The organism is Brucella lupini (genome assembly GCF_002252535.1).
In the GTDB taxonomy this organism is placed as follows: Bacteria; Pseudomonadota; Alphaproteobacteria; order Rhizobiales; family Rhizobiaceae; genus Brucella; species Brucella anthropi.
On record NZ_NNRN01000038.1, the window covers coordinates 97,144 to 113,640 of the forward strand.

Sequence of the window (16,497 nt, forward strand, 5' to 3'; positions counted from 1 at the left end):
CGCCCCAAAACCGGTTCCCACTTTTGGGAAACATGCTCCAGCTATAAAGCGATGAAACTACGGCTGAAATTTGCAAGCAAGCCATTAGCTATTCATTTTCAGGGCATTTCCAACAAAAGTGAGACACGGTTTTGTGTTCGGAAATGCCTGAGAAAAAACGGTTAGAGCGAAACCGCTCTAACCGCGATCAAGTTTGTCCAGAAGCGTGGCACGGTCAAGACTAAAACCGGAGTCAATCCAGAAAGTTTCGAGAGACCGCAATGTTTCTCCAAGACCGGGGCCTTTTTCAATGCCCAAAGCCAGAAGATCACTGCCCGTGACGGGGAAAACAGGGGCATCATAATGTTCGGCGGCATCGAGAAGACGCGCGAAACCACCGGCGCGGATCATCGCATCGTCGCTGCCCGCGGCATCGGCTCGCGCCGCCGCATAGGCCAGACGAATGCGGTCAAGCACAGCCTGCTTGCTGCCGCGATAGATGGTCTTCTTCAAAGCTTGCTCGGAAAGCTCCGGCTTGACCGTATCGGCCCGTGCCCAGGCTTCAAGCCGCGCCCTTTCCGCATTGGACATTTTCAGCCGCTTGCCCATCTCCTCCATCCGCACGCTGTCGGGCGGAATAATGCTTTCAAGCCGCAGCAGCGGATCAGGCTGCCAGCCAAGATCGGCCTCGGTCCGCACCAGCCCATGAATGGCGTCGATACCCCATTTCTCGCTTTCAGGCAGAATGAGATTCAAGACACCGGCCTGTCGCATCCACAAAAGCGCGCGCGACGGATCGGGAGCGGACAGGAGTTTCTTCAGTTCCGACCAGACCCGTTCGGCGGAAAGCTGGGTGAGGCCATCCTTCAGTCGTGCGCTGGCGCGCAAGCCCTCAGCCTCGGGCCGTCCCGAACCATACCAGGCGAAGAAGCGGAAAAAGCGCAGGATGCGCAGGTAATCCTCTCGAATGCGCTGTTCCGCATCGCCGATGAAGCGCAGCGTCCGGCTCTCAATATCGCCAAGCCCGCCCACATCATCGATCACGCCGCCATCAGCCGTCACATAAAGTGCATTGATGGTGAAGTCGCGCCGTTCCGCATCGGCTTTCCAGTCGGTGCCGAAGGCGACCTTGGCATGGCGGCCATTGGTTTCAATATCCTGCCGCAGCGTCGTGACCTCGAACGGATGGCCCTGCACGACAACAGTGATCGTGCCATGCTCGATACCGGTCGGCACCGGCTTGAAACCGGCTTCATTTGCCAGCCTCACCGTATCCTGCGGCAAATGCGTCGTTGCCAGATCGACATCGCTGACCTTGGTGCCAAGCAGCGTGTTGCGCACTGCGCCACCCACGACACGCGCCTCGCCGCCATCGCGGTTCAGCGCCTTGAACAGGGCTTGCAACGGCTTTGCTTTCAGCCAGTCCGCCTTGCCGGAAATATTCATACTCTCGCTCAAACGTAGAGCCTTTCATAAAGTCCGCGAATGATACCGGCGGTTGCCCCCCAGATGAATCGCTCGTGATAAGGCATGGCGTAATAAAAGCGTTCCTTGCCGTTGAATACCCGGCTTTCACGCCGATGGTTCTCCGGGTTCATCAGGAAGGAAAGCGGCACCTCGAAAATATCGGCGACCTCGTCCGGGTTGGGATGCACGTCGAACGGCGTTTTCACCACCGCCAGAATGGGCGTGATCGAAAATCCGCTACCGGTGAGATAACGCGGCAGATTGCCAATGATCTCGGCACGATCCGCCGCAAGCCCGATTTCCTCATTCGCCTCGCGCAGTGCAGCCCGTTCCGCCGTGCCATCCTCCGGGTCGATTGCACCACCCGGAAAGGCGATCTGGCCGGAATGCTTGCGCAGTGTATCGGTGCGCTGTGTCAGAAGAAGTGTTGCCTCCGACCCGCGATCCACCACCGGCACAAGAACGGCGGCGTCGCGCATCTTAGCCATCGTCATTAATTGTGTAATATCGGGATTAAGCGAATGATCGCCAATCAGATCATCCTGGCTGGGGCGCCACTGCCGAACCCGCTCGGCAAAATCACCGGCTGAAAAGGCTGGGAATTCACTCATTGCAGTGCAGCCTCCAGTGCATCGGACACCATGATCGGAAAGACCACGCCGCCAGAGCGAACCGCAAATGTCGGCACGCCGTCGACTTCGATTTCTTCGCCCAGCGCCACCAGATCATACATCACAGCACGCGCAATCAGCGCCTCCAGCCGTCCACGAACCAGCACATAGGGCTTCAAGCCACCGCTTGTCCGCTCTATCACGAAGCGCAGGGGATGCTGCGCGTCGGCGGTCACGACGTCACCCACATTGGTACGGAATGTCAGTGCCTGCGTCTCGCCTACGCCAGACACTTCCATCTCGACGGCAACAAAATGCGCATCCTCGACGCGGATGCCGACTTTTTCCACCGGCGTTACAAGATAGGTCTGGCCGTCATCATCCTTGCGCAGAACGGTCGAAAACAGTCGCACAAGCTGTTTGCGCCCAATCGGCGTACCCATATAGAACCAGGTGCCATCCGCCTTGATTTCCATATCGAGATCGCCGCAAAAGTCCGGGTTCCAGCGCTCAACAGGCGGGATTCCGCGCTCTTTCGTCGCCGGACCACTTTGCGCATCCGCATGGGCGCGCGCAATCAGGGCTTCCAGTCCGCCAGTTCCTTCCGCGGTGCGCATCGAACTTTGCGGCGCGTCTTTGCCTTCAGGGGTGCTTTTTATCATCCGACTCGGTTATTCCTGCTCGAATGTGTTTAATATGCTCGAAGTCATGAAATAGTCACCGTTTCGCGGCTTGTCAGCACTATATGCGATTTATAAGGCACTTCCGCCAGAGCGGTCATATTGCGAGGTCCACATGAGCGTTATCGTTACGCCTGAAACCGCCAATCCCGAACAGATCGTCGCGGAGGCCGAACGGGCGCTCGCGGACATCGCACGCATCAAGGAAAGCGTCGGGACTGTGATCTTCGGTCAGGAAAACGTGATCGAGCGCACGCTCGTCGCCGTTCTGGCGGGCGGGCACGCCTTGCTGGTCGGCGTACCGGGTCTCGCCAAGACCAAGCTGGTCGAAACGCTGGGCACCGTGCTCGGCCTTTCCGGCCAGCGCATCCAGTTCACGCCCGACCTGATGCCATCCGACATCATCGGTTCGGAAGTCATGGAACAAGATGCCGACGGGCGCCGCTCCTTCCGCTATCTCAAGGGCCCGATCTTCGCGCAGCTCCTGATGGCTGACGAAATCAACCGTGCTTCGCCGCGCACGCAGTCTGCGCTTTTGCAGGCCATGCAGGAATATCATGTCACGGTCGCGGGCCAGCGCTACGACTTGCCCGCACCGTTTCATGTGCTTGCGACACAGAACCCGCTGGAACAGGAAGGCACCTATCCGCTGCCGGAAGCCCAGCTCGACCGCTTCCTGATGCAGATCGACATTCTCTATCCGGAACTGGATGCGGAACGCCGCATTCTTCTAGAAACAACCGGCGTTTCCGAGGCCAAGGCCTATGAGATCATCAACGCCGAACGGCTGATCGAAATGCAGACTTTGGTGCGACGCATGCCGGTGTCGGAAAGCGTTGTGGAAGCAATCCTCAAGCTGGTGCGCTCCGCCCGTCCCGATGCCGATAACGACCACGCGAAGAAACATATTGCCTGGGGTCCCGGCCCACGTGCCAGCCAGGCGTTGATGCTCTGCGCACGCGCTCGCGCACTCTATGAAGGTCGCCTCGCCCCATCCGTAGACGACGTGAAAGCGCTGGCCGAGCCAGTCCTTCAGCACCGCATGGCGCTCAATTTTGCGGCGCGCGCCGACGGCATGCATATTCGTGACGTCATCGCAAATCTGGTAAAGGCTGCCGTCTGATGGTCATTGGCGCAGAAGTTTCCACCGCAGATCGCAAGGAGACACTTGCTCGCGCCCGTGCGCGGGCAGCGGCTATCCCCGATCTGCTGGTTGAAGCTCAGCGCGTGGTCAACACCGTCATGAATGGCTGGCACGGACGGCGCAAACGCGGTCCCGGCGAAAATTTCTGGCAGTTCCGCCCCTATGTGGACGGCGAATCCCTTGCCCGTATCGACTGGCGGCGTTCCGCGCGCGACGATCATACCTATGTCCGCGACCGCGAATGGGAATCCGCCCATACGGTCTGGCTCTGGTGCGATTTCTCGCCCTCAATGCTCTATCGCTCGCAGCTCGCGCCTGTTTCCAAGGAAGCGCGTTCGCTCGTGCTGACGCTCGCTCTTGCCGAACTTTTATCGCGCTCGGGCGAACGCATTGCCTTTCCGGCGCTGATCCAGCCTTTTTCTGCCCGCAACGGCGCTGAACGTCTGGCGGCAGCGCTGATGCACGAAGCGCCGGTTGCAGCACTGCCCGACATCACCCAGATCCGCCGCTTTTCGGAAGTCGTCCTCGTATCGGATTTCCTGCATCCGTTTGATGAACTGACCGATCTTCTCGACCGTCTGGCACAACGCGGTGTCCGCGCGCATCTGGTGGAAGTTGCCGATCCTGCCGAAGAAACATTTCCCTATTCGGGCCGCACCGAATTCCGCGATCCTGAAACCGGCGCCACGCTCGTCGCCGGTCGGGCCGAAACCTATGCGGACGATTATCGCCGCCTCTACACTGCGCGCCGTGAAACCCTGTCGGATTTCTGCAAGCGGCTCGGCTGGAGCTATACGGTCCACCGGACAGACAGGCCGACGGCGGAAGCACTGGCACGGCTTCACGATGCGCTGAGCACCAGCGGAAACTTGAGCGCCGCCCTGCCTGCAGCGGGAGGCGCGCGCACATGAATTTTCTGCCGCTCGCCTTCGGTTCGCCGCTCATTCTCGCGGGGCTGATCGCCCTGCCGGTCATCTGGTGGCTTCTGCGCATGACGCCGCCGCGTCCACAGGAGGAAACCTTTCCGCCGCTTCGCATTCTGGCGCAAGTTTTCAAGCGCGAGGAAGTGCCATCGAAGAGTCCATGGTGGATGACGCTGCTGCGGCTGCTGATTGCCGCGCTCGTCATTCTCGCACTCGCCTCGCCGGTCTGGAATCCGCGTCCGGTCGCGCTGTCCGGCAATGAGCCGCTTGCCATCGTCATCGACAATGGCTGGGCTTCCGCCGAGGACTGGCAACAGCGGGTCAATGCCGCCGAAAAACTCATCTCCGACGCAGAGGGCAGCGATGCTCCGATCTACATCGTGGGTTCGGCGGAACCGGCCAATGCCGAAATCGGCCCGTATGACGGCAAGAGTGCTGCTGAGCGCCTTCAGGCACTGGAGCCGCGCCCGATCCCAGTTGACCGCAAGTCGGCAATGGAACGACTGGCTTCCACCTTGCCCGCGGATACAAAGGTCCGCCTCGCCTTCATGAGCGACGGGCTGGCATCGCCAGGTGATGCGGAAACCTTCGCAGAGCTGGACAAGTCGAGGCATCTCGCCTCCGTTCTCTGGTATGGCGCGAGCCTCAGCCGCACTTTGGCGCTGACCGGCATAGACAACAAGGCTGACGGTCTGGAAGCCGTCGCCATCCGCCCGGAAGGCGTGTCGGCTCCGCGCACGCTCACTGCCGCTGCCTATGACGACAAGGGACGCCGCATCGCCGAAGCGCCGCTTTCCTTCGCGCTTGGAAGCGCGGAAGGCACGGCACGGTTCAACCTTCCGGTGGAGCTTCGCAATGATTTTCGCCTGATCCGTGTCGATGGTATCGAACAGGCAGGCGCAACACGGCTGATCGATGCAGGATCGGAACGGCGCACCGTCGGCCTTATCGCCAGCGGTGACGGCGATCTGGCGCAGCCCCTTCTCTCGCCGCTGCATTATATTTCCCGTGCGCTGTCGCCCTATGTCAATCTGATCGAACCGCGCTCCGCCGATCTTCTGCAATCCGTGCCGGAAGTGCTGGATGCAAAGCCGTCGATCCTCATCATGGCCGATATCGGCACGTTGCCGCAGCCTGTCACCGAACAGCTTTCCAAATGGATTGAGGACGGCGGCACGCTGGTGCGGTTCGCAGGCCCGCGCCTTGCCGGTGCCAGCGACAATGATCCGCTTCTGCCGGTGAAATTGCGCAAGGGCGAGCGCGCCTTGGGCGGCACGCTGTCCTGGTCCGAACCGCAGAAGCTCCGCATTTTTCCTGACAAGGGGCCTTTTGCCGGTCTGGCCGTCCCCGATGATGTGACCGTCACCCGGCAGGTTCTTGCCGAGCCGTCGTTCGATCTCAACGACAAGGCTTACGCCGTTCTTCAGGACGGAACGCCGCTTGTGACCGGCGAACAGCGCGGACGCGGCAATATCGTGTTGTTCCACATCTCTCCCGATGCCAGCTGGTCAAGCCTGCCCATTTCGGGTTCCTTCGTGGAAATGCTGCGCCGCATCGTGTCGCTGTCACAGAGAACCGGCGCGCAGGAAAATCAGGTTTCGGTCTCTCTGCCGCCCTACCAGCTGCTTTCGGCTTCCGGCGCGCTGACCCCACCGACATCCGAGGCCAAGCCACTGATCATCGAAAAGAACAAGCAGGCCAGCGTCAGCATCAACACGCCGCCCGGCTTTTATGGCAATGAGGACGGCTTGAAAGCGCTCAACATCTTCGAAGGTGCGAACATCAAGCTGCAACCCATTGCCCAGCCGACACTTTCCGTCGGAATAACGCCTGCTTCCTATACATCGGACCAGTCGATTTCACTGGCGGGACCATTCTTTGCGGTCGCCGCAATGCTTCTCGCACTCGATACGCTTTTGATGCTGTGGCTGCGCGGTGCCTTCCGTCGCCGCATGAAAGTGCGTGCCAAGGTGGCGGGAATAGCTGTTCTGCTGGCCGGTTCCCTCGCCTTCAACCTGCTTCCTTCCGGAATGGGCAAAGCACAAGCACAGACTCAATCCCAGTCTGGGGCTCAAGAGCAGGTGCATGACGACAGCAAGCCGGGAGACGAGGCGATCATCAACTCCGTCTCGCAGACGCATCTTGCCTATGTCATCACCGGCAGCGCCCAGACCGACGACATCAGCAAGGCAGGCATGCGGGGCTTGAGCTTCGCGCTGATGGACAAGACCGCACTCGAACCGGGCGACCCTATCGGCGTCGACCCCGCCAAGGACGAACTGGCCTTTTATCCGTTGATCTACTGGCCTATCGACCCGCAGGCACCGATGCCAAGCCCGGAAGCGATTGCCAAGGTCGATGCCTATATGCAGCAGGGCGGCACCGTGCTTTTCGACACGCGCGACCAGTTGCAGGCCGGAGCCAGCCTCGATCCGTCGGCCTCACCCGCCAACCAGCGCCTGCGCGCCATTCTCGACGGCATGAACGTTCCGCCGCTGGAACCCGTGCCTGACGATCATGTGCTGACCAAATCCTTCTTCATCATGCCCGATTTTCCGGGTCGCTATGAAGGCAGCCCGCTCTGGGTCGAGGCTTCGACACCGAACGCTTCGCCACGGGAACGCCCCGTGCGCACCGGCGACGGCGTGACGCCGATCATGATTACAGCCAATGATTTCGCTGGCGCATGGGCTGTGGATGAGCAAGGCAATCCGCTGCTCCCGACTGTGCCGAACGATCCGATGCAGCGCATCTATGCCATTCGCGGCGGCGTGAACATCGTGATGTATATGCTGACCGGCAACTACAAATCCGATCAGGTCCACGCCAAGGACCTCATCGAACGGCTGGGGAACTAGCATGATGTTTTGCAGCCACGTCATCGCCCGATCCCGCTTCTCTTTTCCCCTCATCGTGAACGCGAACGGCGGTAGGAGGTGAGAATGAATATCGAATTCGAACCGTTCCTCTCCACGCCCTGGATGATTGTCATCCTCGTGCCGCTGGCGCTGTTGGTGCTGGCCACGATTGCGTTGCGGATGCGCGGCGGTCTGATCCGTCTGCTGGCTGCGGCAGCGCTTGCGCTCGCGCTTTTCAATCCAGTCATCATCAATGAAGAACGCGAACCGCTGAAAAGCGTGGTCTCGGTGGTGGTGGATCGCAGCCAGAGCCAGGAACTCGGCAGCCGTCGTGCCGACACCGATGCCGCCTTGAAGGCGGTTCAGGACCAGCTTGCAGCCATGCCGCAGTTTGAAACCCGCGTGGTGGAAGCAGGCAAGCCCGGCGAAAACGAAGACGGTTATGCAACCCGGCTTTTCGGGCCGCTGGCGCGTTCGCTCCTCGATGTGCCACCGTCCCGCGTCGCGGGCGCGATCATGATTACCGACGGCCAGGTGCACGACATCCCAGGTAACAAGAATGCGCTCGGCTTCGATGCGCCGCTGCATGGTCTCGTGACCGGAAAGCCGGATGAATTCGACCGCCGCATCCGCTTCAACAAGGCACCACGTTATGGCATCAGCGGCAAGCCGCTCGAAATGTCGTTTACGGTGATCGATGAAGGCAAAAACCTCGGCAGCCCTGCGCCGGTCGAAATCCGCGTCAATGGCGAAACCGTCAGTGAGGAAGAAGCGCAGGTCGGGCAGGAAACACCCGTCACCATCACCTTGCCGCGCGCCGGTGTGAACATTGTCGAAATTGCCACGCCAGCGCTTCCCGGTGAAGTAACAGACACCAACAATCGCGCTGTCGCAACCGTGGACGGCGTTCGCGAGAACCTGCGCGTGCTGCTCGTCTCCGGTGAGCCGCACAATGGCGAACGCACATGGCGCAACCTGCTGAAATCCGATGCCGCCGTCGATCTCGTCCACTTCACCATTTTGCGCCCGCCGGAAAAGCAGGACGGTACTCCGATCAACGAATTGTCGCTGATCGCATTCCCGACCCGTGAACTCTTCGTGGACAAGGTCAACGAGTTCGACCTCATTATCCTTGACCGCTACCAGCATCGCGATGTGCTGCCGCTCCTCTATTACGATTACATTGCACAATATGTGGAGAATGGCGGTGCCTTGCTGGTTGCAGCCGGTCCGGAATATGCAGGCGAAATGTCGATTGCCCGCACACCGCTTTATAGCGCCCTGCCCGCCATGCCGACCGGCGCGGTGACCGAAAAGGCGTTCTATCCGCGCCTTACGACCATCGGCAAACGCCACCCCGTCACGCGCGGGCTTGATGGCAGCGAACAGGAGCCACCACACTGGAGCCGCTGGTTCCGCACCATCGACATCACCGCGCCACAGGGCGAAACAGTGATGAGTGGCGCGGACAACAAGCCGTTGCTGGTTCTCAACCGCGTCGGAAAAGGCCGCGTCGGCATGTTCCTCTCCGATCAGGGCTGGCTTTGGGCGCGCGGCTTCGAAGGCGGCGGTCCTTATGCTTCGCTCTATCGCCGTATTGCCCATTGGCTGATGCAGGAGCCGGAACTGGAGGAAGAGGCGCTGACCGCCTCCGGCAATGGCCGCACCCTTTCCATCCGCCGCCAGACCATGGGCGACAATCCGGGTGTTGCAACCGTCTCGACCCCATCCGGCAAGGAATTGCAGGTCAATCTTGCGCCCAGCAAGCCAGGCCTGTTTGAAGGTTCGCTGCAAACGGACGAGATCGGCATCTTCCGGGTGAAAAACGGCGATCTGGAAGCACTGGCCCATGTCGGGCCGATCGATGCGCCAGAATTTGCGGACAGTATCTCCACAACGGATCGTTTGAAGCCGCTCGCTGAAGCGGCCGGTGGCTCGGTCCATCGCGTGCATGCAAGTGCCGATAGTTCGGTCCGGGTTCCCACGATTACCGCAATCAGTGGCAACCGTAGCGCCAGCGGCAACGACTGGATTGGCCTGCGTGAAACCTCGGATACGCAGCTGAAAAGCGTCAATCGCCTGCCGTTGTTCTCCGGCTTCCTGGCGCTTGGCCTGCTGCTCTTCGTCTTTGGCAGCATGTGGTATCGCGAAGGGCGGTAAACCGCCCCTCGCTTTCCCCTCTTTTTAACTATTTTGCCCGGTTGGCGTGGCGCACGATGCCGCTGACACCGTTCAGCGCACCGGTTGCAAGTTCGCAGGCAAGCATCCGGCGCGGATCGACCGACGCTGGCATGACCATGGAGCCAGCAGGCACCATCTTGAAACCGAACGGACCGTAGTAGGGCTCGTCGCCGACGAGAATGACCAGCTTGTGACCGGCCTTCTTCGCCGCTTCCAGCGACATGCGCATCAGCTTGCCGCCAATGCCCCGCTTCTTCCACTCAGGCCGCACAGCAAGTGGTCCAAGCAGGAGTGCAGACGTCTTGCCAACGACAACCGGCGTCTGCCGTACTGAGCCGACGACGATACCGCCCATCAGTGCAACGAAGGAAAGGTCAAGGGCGTGCGGACCACCTTCACGGATGAAATGCGCGGCCCGGGTAAACCGTCCGGGCCCGAAGGCTTCAGCATTGATGGCTTCGATTTCAATGTCGTGCGCCGGGCATTCCTGCGCGTAGGTCAGTTCAAGCTGCTGCATGGGCTTAGATCGCAATAGGAGAAGTCGGGGACCGTCAGGTCAATGGAATGCATTCCGCGCTTGGGCGCGGTTCAAGTTTCATCGTCGGATGAAAAGCATTTCCATTAATCGTTCTCCTTGGCGGTCGGCGTTTGAATGACCGCAATTTGGAAGTTGCATTACACCAAAATGGACAAAGGTAAAACTATTTTTTTCAAAATGGCGGTTTAGACTGATCTTTTTGGAACCGTTACGGACTGTTCACGGCTTGCAATGCTGCAAAACGGCGGTTCTCGCCCTATTCTCTTTGCAAAAGGAGAAATCACATGGGACTTCTGGTCGATGGTAAGTGGCACGATGTCTGGTACGACACCGAGAGCACGAAAGGCCGTTTTGAACGTTCTAAATCGCAATTCCGCAACTGGGTAACGGCAGACGGCAGCGCCGGTCCGACCGGCGAAGGCGGCTTCAAGGCCGAGCCAGGTCGCTACCATCTCTACGTTTCATATGCCTGTCCGTGGGCGCATCGCACGCTGATCTTCCGTGCCCTGAAGGGACTTGAAGATGTCATCTCGGTATCGGTCGTGGATTACCTGATGGCGGAAGAAGGCTGGACCTTCTACGGCACGACTGGCAGCACCGGCGATGCACTTTACGGTGCAAAGCGTTTGCATGAAATCTACACTCGCGCCGATCCAAACTATTCCGGCCGCGTCACGGTGCCGGTGCTCTGGGACAAAGAGCGCCAGACAATCGTGTCCAACGAGTCAGCGGAAATCATCCGCATGCTCAACACCGCGTTCAACGATTTCGGTGATGCCTCGCTCGACTTTTACCCGGAAGCATTGCGCGGTGAAATCGATGCCCACAACGATTTCATCTACCCCAATATCAACAACGGGGTTTATCGCGCCGGTTTCGCCACCACGCAGGACGCCTATGAGGAAGCGTTCGGGCAATTGTTCGCGGCACTCGATTCGCTTGAGGATCGGCTTTCGCGCCAGCGTTATCTGACCGGCGACCGCCTGACAGAAGCGGACTGGCGGCTGTTCACGACGCTCTTGCGTTTCGATCCGGTCTATGTGGGCCATTTCAAGTGCAATCTGCGTCGTCTCGCCGATTACCCGAACCTTTGGAACTACACGCGAGAGCTCTATCAGGTGCCGGGCGTGGCCTCGACCGTGAACATGGAACACATCAAGGGCCACTATTATCGCAGCCACAAGAACATCAATCCGACGGGCATTGTGCCTGCGGGACCGGAGATCGACTTCTCTGCGCCGCATGACCGGGATCAGTTTCCGAAAGCCTGACCAGACGGGACTGCGTTTTTCCTGCAACACTATTGTTAGAACATCAGCACTCTCTCAAAATCTCTTGCGCCCCTTTGATTTCGATCAATGGGGCGTTTCGTTGCGCGGTCCAAATTGCACACATCACTACCCCCAAGGCTAACAAGACTGACAAGACCGAACACGACTTAAGGAGAGAGAAGATGAACCGCTTCACGAGGGGATTGCTGGCCGCAACCGCGCTGACCTTTGCCGCGCCGGCAGCATTTGCTGCGGACGCCGTTGTAGCCCAGCCCGCATCTGAAATTCAGGCCATTCCGGAGGCCCTGTCGCCATGGCAGATCCGTGTGCGCGCACTCGGCGTCATCCCCCAGAATTCCGGCTATGTGAACGGCATTTCGGGGTCTGATCTCGACTATTCGAAGTCGATCACACCTGAACTCGACATCACCTATTACTTCACCGATAATTTCGCTGCCGAACTCATTCTCGGCACGACCTATGCCAATATCAATGGCGCCGGTTCAATCGACGGATTGGGCAAGATCGGCAAGGCATGGATTCTGCCTCCGACCCTCACCCTGCAATATCACTTCACCAATTTCGGCGCCTTCAAGCCTTATGTCGGCGCGGGCGTGAACTACACCATGTTCTACAATCAGGATGCGACTGGCGTTGAATATCTCAAGGTCAAGAATGCATTCGGCGGCGCGCTGCAGATCGGCTTCGACTACATGCTCAACGAGCATTGGGGCGTGAACTTCGACGTCAAGAAGCTGTTCCTGGAGCCCAAGTTCGACGCCACCCTGATCGGCGGCACGGAAGTCAGCGGCAAGGCCAAGCTCAATCCATGGCTGATCGGTACGGGTGTTACCTACCGCTTCTAAAATTACGCATGTCACGGTGAAGGCGCAGCCAATATGCCTTCACCAAAGCGGAAGCGGTTCCAGATCGTGAAGCGCTTCCTGTAGACGCCGCTTGGTTGACGATGTCGTCCCTTCCGGCAAATCGTCCAGAGGAAAGAAACCGCATTCTGCGATTTCCCGGTCCGGCAAACGCGGGGCCGTCTGTTCGAAATTCCTGCATATGTAAAGCGCCACGTGGTCGCGCGGCGACGCATGCGCATTCTTGTAAAGCGCAAAAAGCTGCGGTGGACCTTTCAGAACGATGTTGGCCTCCTCGCGCAACTCCTTTTCCAGCGCCTGCCCAAAGGTCTCGCCACGTTCGACGCCTCCGCCCGGCAATTGCCATCCGGGGACATAGGTATGCTTCACAAGAAAAACGGAATTCTTCTTTTCATCGAAGACAATAGCCCTGACGCCCAGCGTCATCGGACGTCGCATTAGAAAATAAGTATGAAATATGAAATGACGAAAGCGCATACCGTCTCTCCGCGAGGCAATATACCTCTATCCAAAACAGCAATGACATCAACAAAAAGTCGCTAAACAGGTTTCGGTTTCACGCATTATCCAGTAAATGGGCCTTATGTTTCGTCTCGCCCATATCTCCGATATACACCTTTCGCCTCTGCCGCGCGTGCGATATCGCGAATTGGCATCGAAGCGTATCACCGGCTATATCAACTGGCTGCGCAATCGCAAAAACGCGATGCACGGAACCGTGCTGGACACTCTCATTGATGATATGCAGGCGCAAACGCCGGATCATATCGCGGTGACGGGTGATCTCGTCAATCTGGCGCTCAATCTCGAAATCGATATTGCCCACGACTGGTTGTCCAAACTGGGTAGTCCGGACGATGTATCGGTCGTTCCCGGCAATCATGATGCCTATGTTCCGGGCGCGCTCGACAAGTCGTGCCGGAAATGGGAACCGTGGATGCGTGGCGACGGCATCGACAACAAAGACAATCGCCCGCAATTTCCCTATATGCGCGTGCGCGGACCCGTTGCGCTGATCGGCGTTTCGTCAGCGCGTGCGACGGCCCCCTTCATGGCGAGCGGCGACTTCCGGTCTGAACAAGGAAAACGTCTGGCCGCAATGCTGGATGAAGCTGGCGCTCGTGGGCTCTTCCGTATTGTGATGATCCATCACCCGCCGATCTATGGTGCAACGCCTGCCCATAAACGCCTCTATGGTATTCGCCGTTTCCAGAAAATCATACGCAAACACGGTGCAGAGCTGGTTCTTCACGGCCATACGCATCTTATCACGCATTACGAGATCGACGGGCCGAACGGCAAGATTCCCGTTATCAGCGTGCCGTCTGCAAGCCAGAATTTCGGCGGCCATAAACCGGCTGCCCGCTATAATATATTCAGTATCGATAAGCGGCCTGACGGCAGCTGGTCATGCCTCATGGAAGAGCACGGCGTTTCCGATGCCAGCGAGAAAATAACAAAGCTCAACGAGCGCGTTCTTTATTGATGCGGCAAATAAAAAACGGCGCCAAGGCGCCGTTTCTTGTCCGATCTTTGGCTGATTCCCTGAAGTTTACGCAGTTCTTACCGGGAACGGCAGCTCCAACTGATCTCTAATAACTGCGGAACGTGATGTTGCATCCTTTCTGTCCTGCAGCTCGCTCCAGAGCCTGCATCTCGCCCTTTAGACGAGCGACTTCGGCAGCCTTGACACCATTTCCCTCATTGAACAGCAATACTGGCCAGAACAACACCAGGCCGACGCCCGTTTTGATTGCATCATTTTTTGCTGCCGCGTTTTGACGCCCAACCGCCGTCGCCGCACTGGCAGAAAGACGAACACCTTCTTCTTTCAGTGCATGACAGGAAAGAGAATCATAAGCCGCTGATGATGCGTAACTTGGCTCAATTTTATTTGCCTGCGACGCACATCCGGAAATAACAGTTAACGAAACAACACATAGTAAAAAGCGATTCATTGAACACCAATTAGTTTTAAAGGATACACTAATCGATCTAAATGAAACGTTATCACATTTCAAAAGCAAACAATTGGAGGCTATTCTCTTGAAGAAACTCAACAGTTGATAGCCACCACAAGCAAAAAGACGGCACGATGTGCCGCCTTTCATTGGCAGTCTGCTCTTGAAATTACTTACCAATCACCCGGTTGGCAGCCGAGACAATGGCTTCCAGCGAAGCACTGACGATATTGTCGTTGATACCGGCGCCGAACAGCTTGCCGCCCGGATGAGCCATTTCGACATAGGAGATGGCCGAAGCATCCGAACCTTGCTGTAGCGAATGTTCGGAATAGTCAACGACCGACATCTTCACGCCGAGATATTTCGACAGCGCGTCGACAAAGCCGTCAATCGGTCCCGTTCCCTTGCCCTCGATATTCTTGGTCACGCCGTTATCGGTGATTTCGGCGGTCAGGATACGACGGCCCTTCTGTTCCGGATCGGGCATGGTGTGATGATCGACGAACTTGATGCGGGCATTGGGCTGCGTCACATAAAGCTGCTGGAACTCCTCGTGAATGCGCTTCGACGGCAGTTCCTTGCCTTCTTCATCGGTAATGTTCTGGATGATCTCGCGGAACTCGACCTGCAGGTTGCGCGGCAGGTTCAAGCCATAATCCGCCTGCAGGATATAGGCGATACCGCCCTTGCCCGACTGCGAATTGATGCGAATGATCGCTTCATAGGAACGGCCCACATCCTGCGGGTCGATCGGCAGATAGGGCACTTCCCAGATCGGCGAATTGGCCGAACGGCGCGCCTTCATGCCCTTGTTGATCGCATCCTGATGCGAGCCGGAGAAAGCCGTATAGACCAGCTCGCCGACATAAGGATGGCGCTCGGCAATCTTCAACTGGTTCGAATATTCATAGACTTCCTTCATCCGGTTGATGTCGGTGCAGTCCAGCTCAGGGTCCACGCCCTGCGTGTACATGTTGAGTGCCAGCGTCACCACATCGACATTGCCGGTGCGTTCGCCATTGCCGAACAACGTACCTTCAACGCGGTCGGCACCAGCCATCAAGCCCAGTTCGGTTGCAGCAATGCCCGTGCCACGGTCATTATGAGGGTGCAGCGAGACAATCAGGTTCTCGCGATTGTCGAGGTTGCGGCACATCCATTCGATCTGGTCGGCATAGATGTTCGGCGTGTTCATCTCGACGGTCGAAGGCAGGTTGACGATCAGCTTGTTGTCTGCGGTCGGCTTCACGATCTCGATGACCGCATTGCAGATTTCCAGCGCCACATCCAGCTCAGTGCCCGTAAAGCTTTCGGGCGAATACTGGAAGCGATAACCGCCCCCCGCTTTCGCAGCCATATCCATGATCATCTTGGCAGCGTCGGTCGCGATCTGCTTGATACCGCCAACATCCTTGGCGAAGACCACGCGGCGCTGCAATTCACTGGTGGAATTGTAGAAATGGATGATCGGCCACTTGGCGCCTTCAAGCGCTTCGAAAGTGCGCGTGATCAGTTCTGGGCGGCACTGGACCAGAACCTGCAAATCCACTTCGTCGGGAACATTGCCCTGTTCGATGGCCCAGCGGCAGAAATCGAAATCCGTCTGCGAAGCGGACGGAAAACCGATTTCGATTTCCGGGAAACCCATATCGACCAGCAGGCGGAACATGCGCTCCTTGCGGTCATGGCCCATGGGGTCGATCAAGGCCTGATTGCCATCACGCAGATCGACCGAACACCAGATCGGTGCCTTTTCGATACGCTTGGACGGCCAGGTGCGGTCATCGAGCTGCGGAACCGGGAAAGGCGAATATTTGCTGCCTGCAGTAGGCATGCCTTTGCGCTCGGAAATGGATTTCGATTGCGGCGTGGCGACGGACTGATTCATTTTCGTTTCCTCCCGGCTTTCGACGGCATTCAAGCCCGTCAAGCGCGGATACTACTGATCGATTATAAGGGTTTTCTGGAAAGGAGCACAGGCCTGCGACCGGAGATCG

Annotated in this window: 14 protein-coding genes; 7 read left to right on the forward strand and 7 right to left on the reverse strand. The window is 58.2% G+C overall.

Going from position 1 to position 16,497, the window contains the following annotated elements:
* Positions 1 to 177 precede the first annotated feature (177 nt).
* Genes CES86_RS06760 through CES86_RS06770 form a run of 3 tightly spaced genes read right to left on the reverse strand, consistent with a single transcriptional unit; the run spans position 178 to position 2,719 of the window.
* A complete protein-coding gene (locus CES86_RS06760) occupies positions 178 to 1,437 on the reverse strand; it encodes a CCA tRNA nucleotidyltransferase (protein WP_040129154.1) in 1,260 nt (419 codons plus the stop codon).
* A complete protein-coding gene (locus CES86_RS06765) occupies positions 1,434 to 2,057 on the reverse strand; it encodes a CoA pyrophosphatase (RefSeq protein ID WP_012091651.1) in 624 nt (207 codons plus the stop codon). The genes CES86_RS06760 and CES86_RS06765 overlap by 4 nt, the downstream gene beginning before the upstream one ends.
* Positions 2,054 to 2,719 (reverse strand): DUF1285 domain-containing protein, encoded by a 666-nt coding sequence (locus CES86_RS06770; protein WP_012091650.1) that lies wholly within the window; start codon positions 2,717 to 2,719, stop codon positions 2,054 to 2,056. Before CES86_RS06770 ends, CES86_RS06765 begins: the two co-directional genes overlap by 4 nt.
* Positions 2,720 to 2,852: 133 nt before the next feature.
* Here CES86_RS06770 and CES86_RS06775 point away from each other — a divergent pair, with 133 nt between their 5' ends.
* The 4 genes from CES86_RS06775 to CES86_RS06790 all read left to right on the forward strand — a co-directional run bounded on the left by CES86_RS06775 (position 2,853) and on the right by CES86_RS06790 (position 9,822).
* Positions 2,853 to 3,860: an AAA family ATPase gene (locus CES86_RS06775; protein WP_010659594.1), complete on the forward strand. Its 1,008-nt coding sequence runs from the start codon at positions 2,853 to 2,855 to the stop codon at positions 3,858 to 3,860.
* Positions 3,860 to 4,792 carry a DUF58 domain-containing protein gene (locus CES86_RS06780; RefSeq protein WP_094513992.1) on the forward strand — a complete coding sequence of 311 codons (933 nt, stop codon included), beginning with the start codon at positions 3,860 to 3,862 and terminating at the stop codon, positions 4,790 to 4,792. The genes CES86_RS06775 and CES86_RS06780 overlap by 1 nt, the downstream gene beginning before the upstream one ends.
* A complete protein-coding gene (locus tag CES86_RS06785) occupies positions 4,789 to 7,662 on the forward strand; it encodes a DUF4159 domain-containing protein (protein ID WP_094513993.1) in 2,874 nt (957 codons plus the stop codon). The genes CES86_RS06780 and CES86_RS06785 overlap by 4 nt, the downstream gene beginning before the upstream one ends.
* Before the next feature lie 84 nt (positions 7,663 to 7,746).
* Positions 7,747 to 9,822: a glutamine amidotransferase gene (locus CES86_RS06790; RefSeq protein ID WP_012091647.1), complete on the forward strand. Its 2,076-nt coding sequence runs from the start codon at positions 7,747 to 7,749 to the stop codon at positions 9,820 to 9,822.
* A 28-nt stretch (positions 9,823 to 9,850) separates the two neighbouring features.
* On the opposite strand, the gene CES86_RS06795 is transcribed toward CES86_RS06790, so the two are convergent.
* The gene (locus CES86_RS06795) at positions 9,851 to 10,360 is read right to left on the reverse strand and encodes a GNAT family N-acetyltransferase (protein WP_094513995.1); all 510 of its coding nucleotides are present in this window, start codon (positions 10,358 to 10,360) and stop codon (positions 9,851 to 9,853) included.
* A 305-nt stretch (positions 10,361 to 10,665) separates the two neighbouring features.
* Here CES86_RS06795 and CES86_RS06800 point away from each other — a divergent pair, with 305 nt between their 5' ends.
* Both CES86_RS06800 and CES86_RS06805 read left to right on the forward strand, forming a co-directional pair.
* Positions 10,666 to 11,652, forward strand: a complete 987-nt coding sequence (locus CES86_RS06800; protein ID WP_040129151.1) for a glutathione S-transferase family protein — start codon at positions 10,666 to 10,668, stop codon at positions 11,650 to 11,652.
* Between the two features lie 182 nt (positions 11,653 to 11,834).
* Complete coding sequence (locus CES86_RS06805) at positions 11,835 to 12,518, forward strand: OmpW/AlkL family protein (protein WP_012091644.1); 684 nt, start codon at positions 11,835 to 11,837, stop codon at positions 12,516 to 12,518.
* Between the two features lie 39 nt (positions 12,519 to 12,557).
* On the opposite strand, the gene CES86_RS06810 is transcribed toward CES86_RS06805, so the two are convergent.
* Complete coding sequence (locus CES86_RS06810; RefSeq protein ID WP_094513996.1) at positions 12,558 to 13,013, reverse strand: NUDIX domain-containing protein; 456 nt, start codon at positions 13,011 to 13,013, stop codon at positions 12,558 to 12,560.
* A 106-nt stretch (positions 13,014 to 13,119) separates the two neighbouring features.
* Between CES86_RS06810 and CES86_RS06815 the strand changes: the two genes are divergently transcribed.
* On the forward strand, positions 13,120 to 14,022 hold the full coding sequence (locus CES86_RS06815) for a metallophosphoesterase family protein (protein ID WP_094514103.1): 903 nt from the start codon (positions 13,120 to 13,122) through the stop codon (positions 14,020 to 14,022).
* A 106-nt stretch (positions 14,023 to 14,128) separates the two neighbouring features.
* Here the strand turns inward: CES86_RS06815 and CES86_RS06820 are convergent, their stop codons facing one another.
* Positions 14,129 to 14,647 (reverse strand): hypothetical protein, encoded by a 519-nt coding sequence (locus tag CES86_RS06820; protein WP_235819890.1) that lies wholly within the window; start codon positions 14,645 to 14,647, stop codon positions 14,129 to 14,131.
* Between the two features lie 19 nt (positions 14,648 to 14,666).
* Entirely contained in the window at positions 14,667 to 16,388 is a 1,722-nt protein-coding gene (gene leuA / locus CES86_RS06825; RefSeq protein WP_094513999.1) for a 2-isopropylmalate synthase, read from the reverse strand.
* Positions 16,389 to 16,497: the final 109 nt, after the last annotated feature.

What these genes read in the sequence shown, in the direction of transcription:
- CES86_RS06765 (WP_012091651.1), bottom strand. Translation starts at nt 2,057, where the DNA reads ATGAGTGAATTCCCAGCCTTTTCAGCCGGTGATTTTGCCGAGCGGGTT.
- CES86_RS06770 (WP_012091650.1), bottom strand. Translation starts at nt 2,719, where the DNA reads ATGATAAAAAGCACCCCTGAAGGCAAAGACGCGCCGCAAAGTTCGATG.
- CES86_RS06775 (WP_010659594.1), top strand. Translation starts at nt 2,853, where the DNA reads ATGAGCGTTATCGTTACGCCTGAAACCGCCAATCCCGAACAGATCGTC.
- CES86_RS06780 (WP_094513992.1), top strand. Translation starts at nt 3,860, where the DNA reads ATGGTCATTGGCGCAGAAGTTTCCACCGCAGATCGCAAGGAGACACTT.
- CES86_RS06785 (WP_094513993.1), top strand. Translation starts at nt 4,789, where the DNA reads ATGAATTTTCTGCCGCTCGCCTTCGGTTCGCCGCTCATTCTCGCGGGG.
- CES86_RS06790 (WP_012091647.1), top strand. Translation starts at nt 7,747, where the DNA reads ATGAATATCGAATTCGAACCGTTCCTCTCCACGCCCTGGATGATTGTC.
- CES86_RS06795 (WP_094513995.1), bottom strand. Translation starts at nt 10,360, where the DNA reads ATGCAGCAGCTTGAACTGACCTACGCGCAGGAATGCCCGGCGCACGAC.
- CES86_RS06800 (WP_040129151.1), top strand. Translation starts at nt 10,666, where the DNA reads ATGGGACTTCTGGTCGATGGTAAGTGGCACGATGTCTGGTACGACACC.
- CES86_RS06805 (WP_012091644.1), top strand. Translation starts at nt 11,835, where the DNA reads ATGAACCGCTTCACGAGGGGATTGCTGGCCGCAACCGCGCTGACCTTT.
- CES86_RS06810 (WP_094513996.1), bottom strand. Translation starts at nt 13,013, where the DNA reads ATGCGCTTTCGTCATTTCATATTTCATACTTATTTTCTAATGCGACGT.
- CES86_RS06815 (WP_094514103.1), top strand. Translation starts at nt 13,120, where the DNA reads ATGTTTCGTCTCGCCCATATCTCCGATATACACCTTTCGCCTCTGCCG.
- CES86_RS06820 (WP_235819890.1), bottom strand. Translation starts at nt 14,647, where the DNA reads ATGAAAGGCGGCACATCGTGCCGTCTTTTTGCTTGTGGTGGCTATCAA.
- leuA (WP_094513999.1), bottom strand. Translation starts at nt 16,388, where the DNA reads ATGAATCAGTCCGTCGCCACGCCGCAATCGAAATCCATTTCCGAGCGC.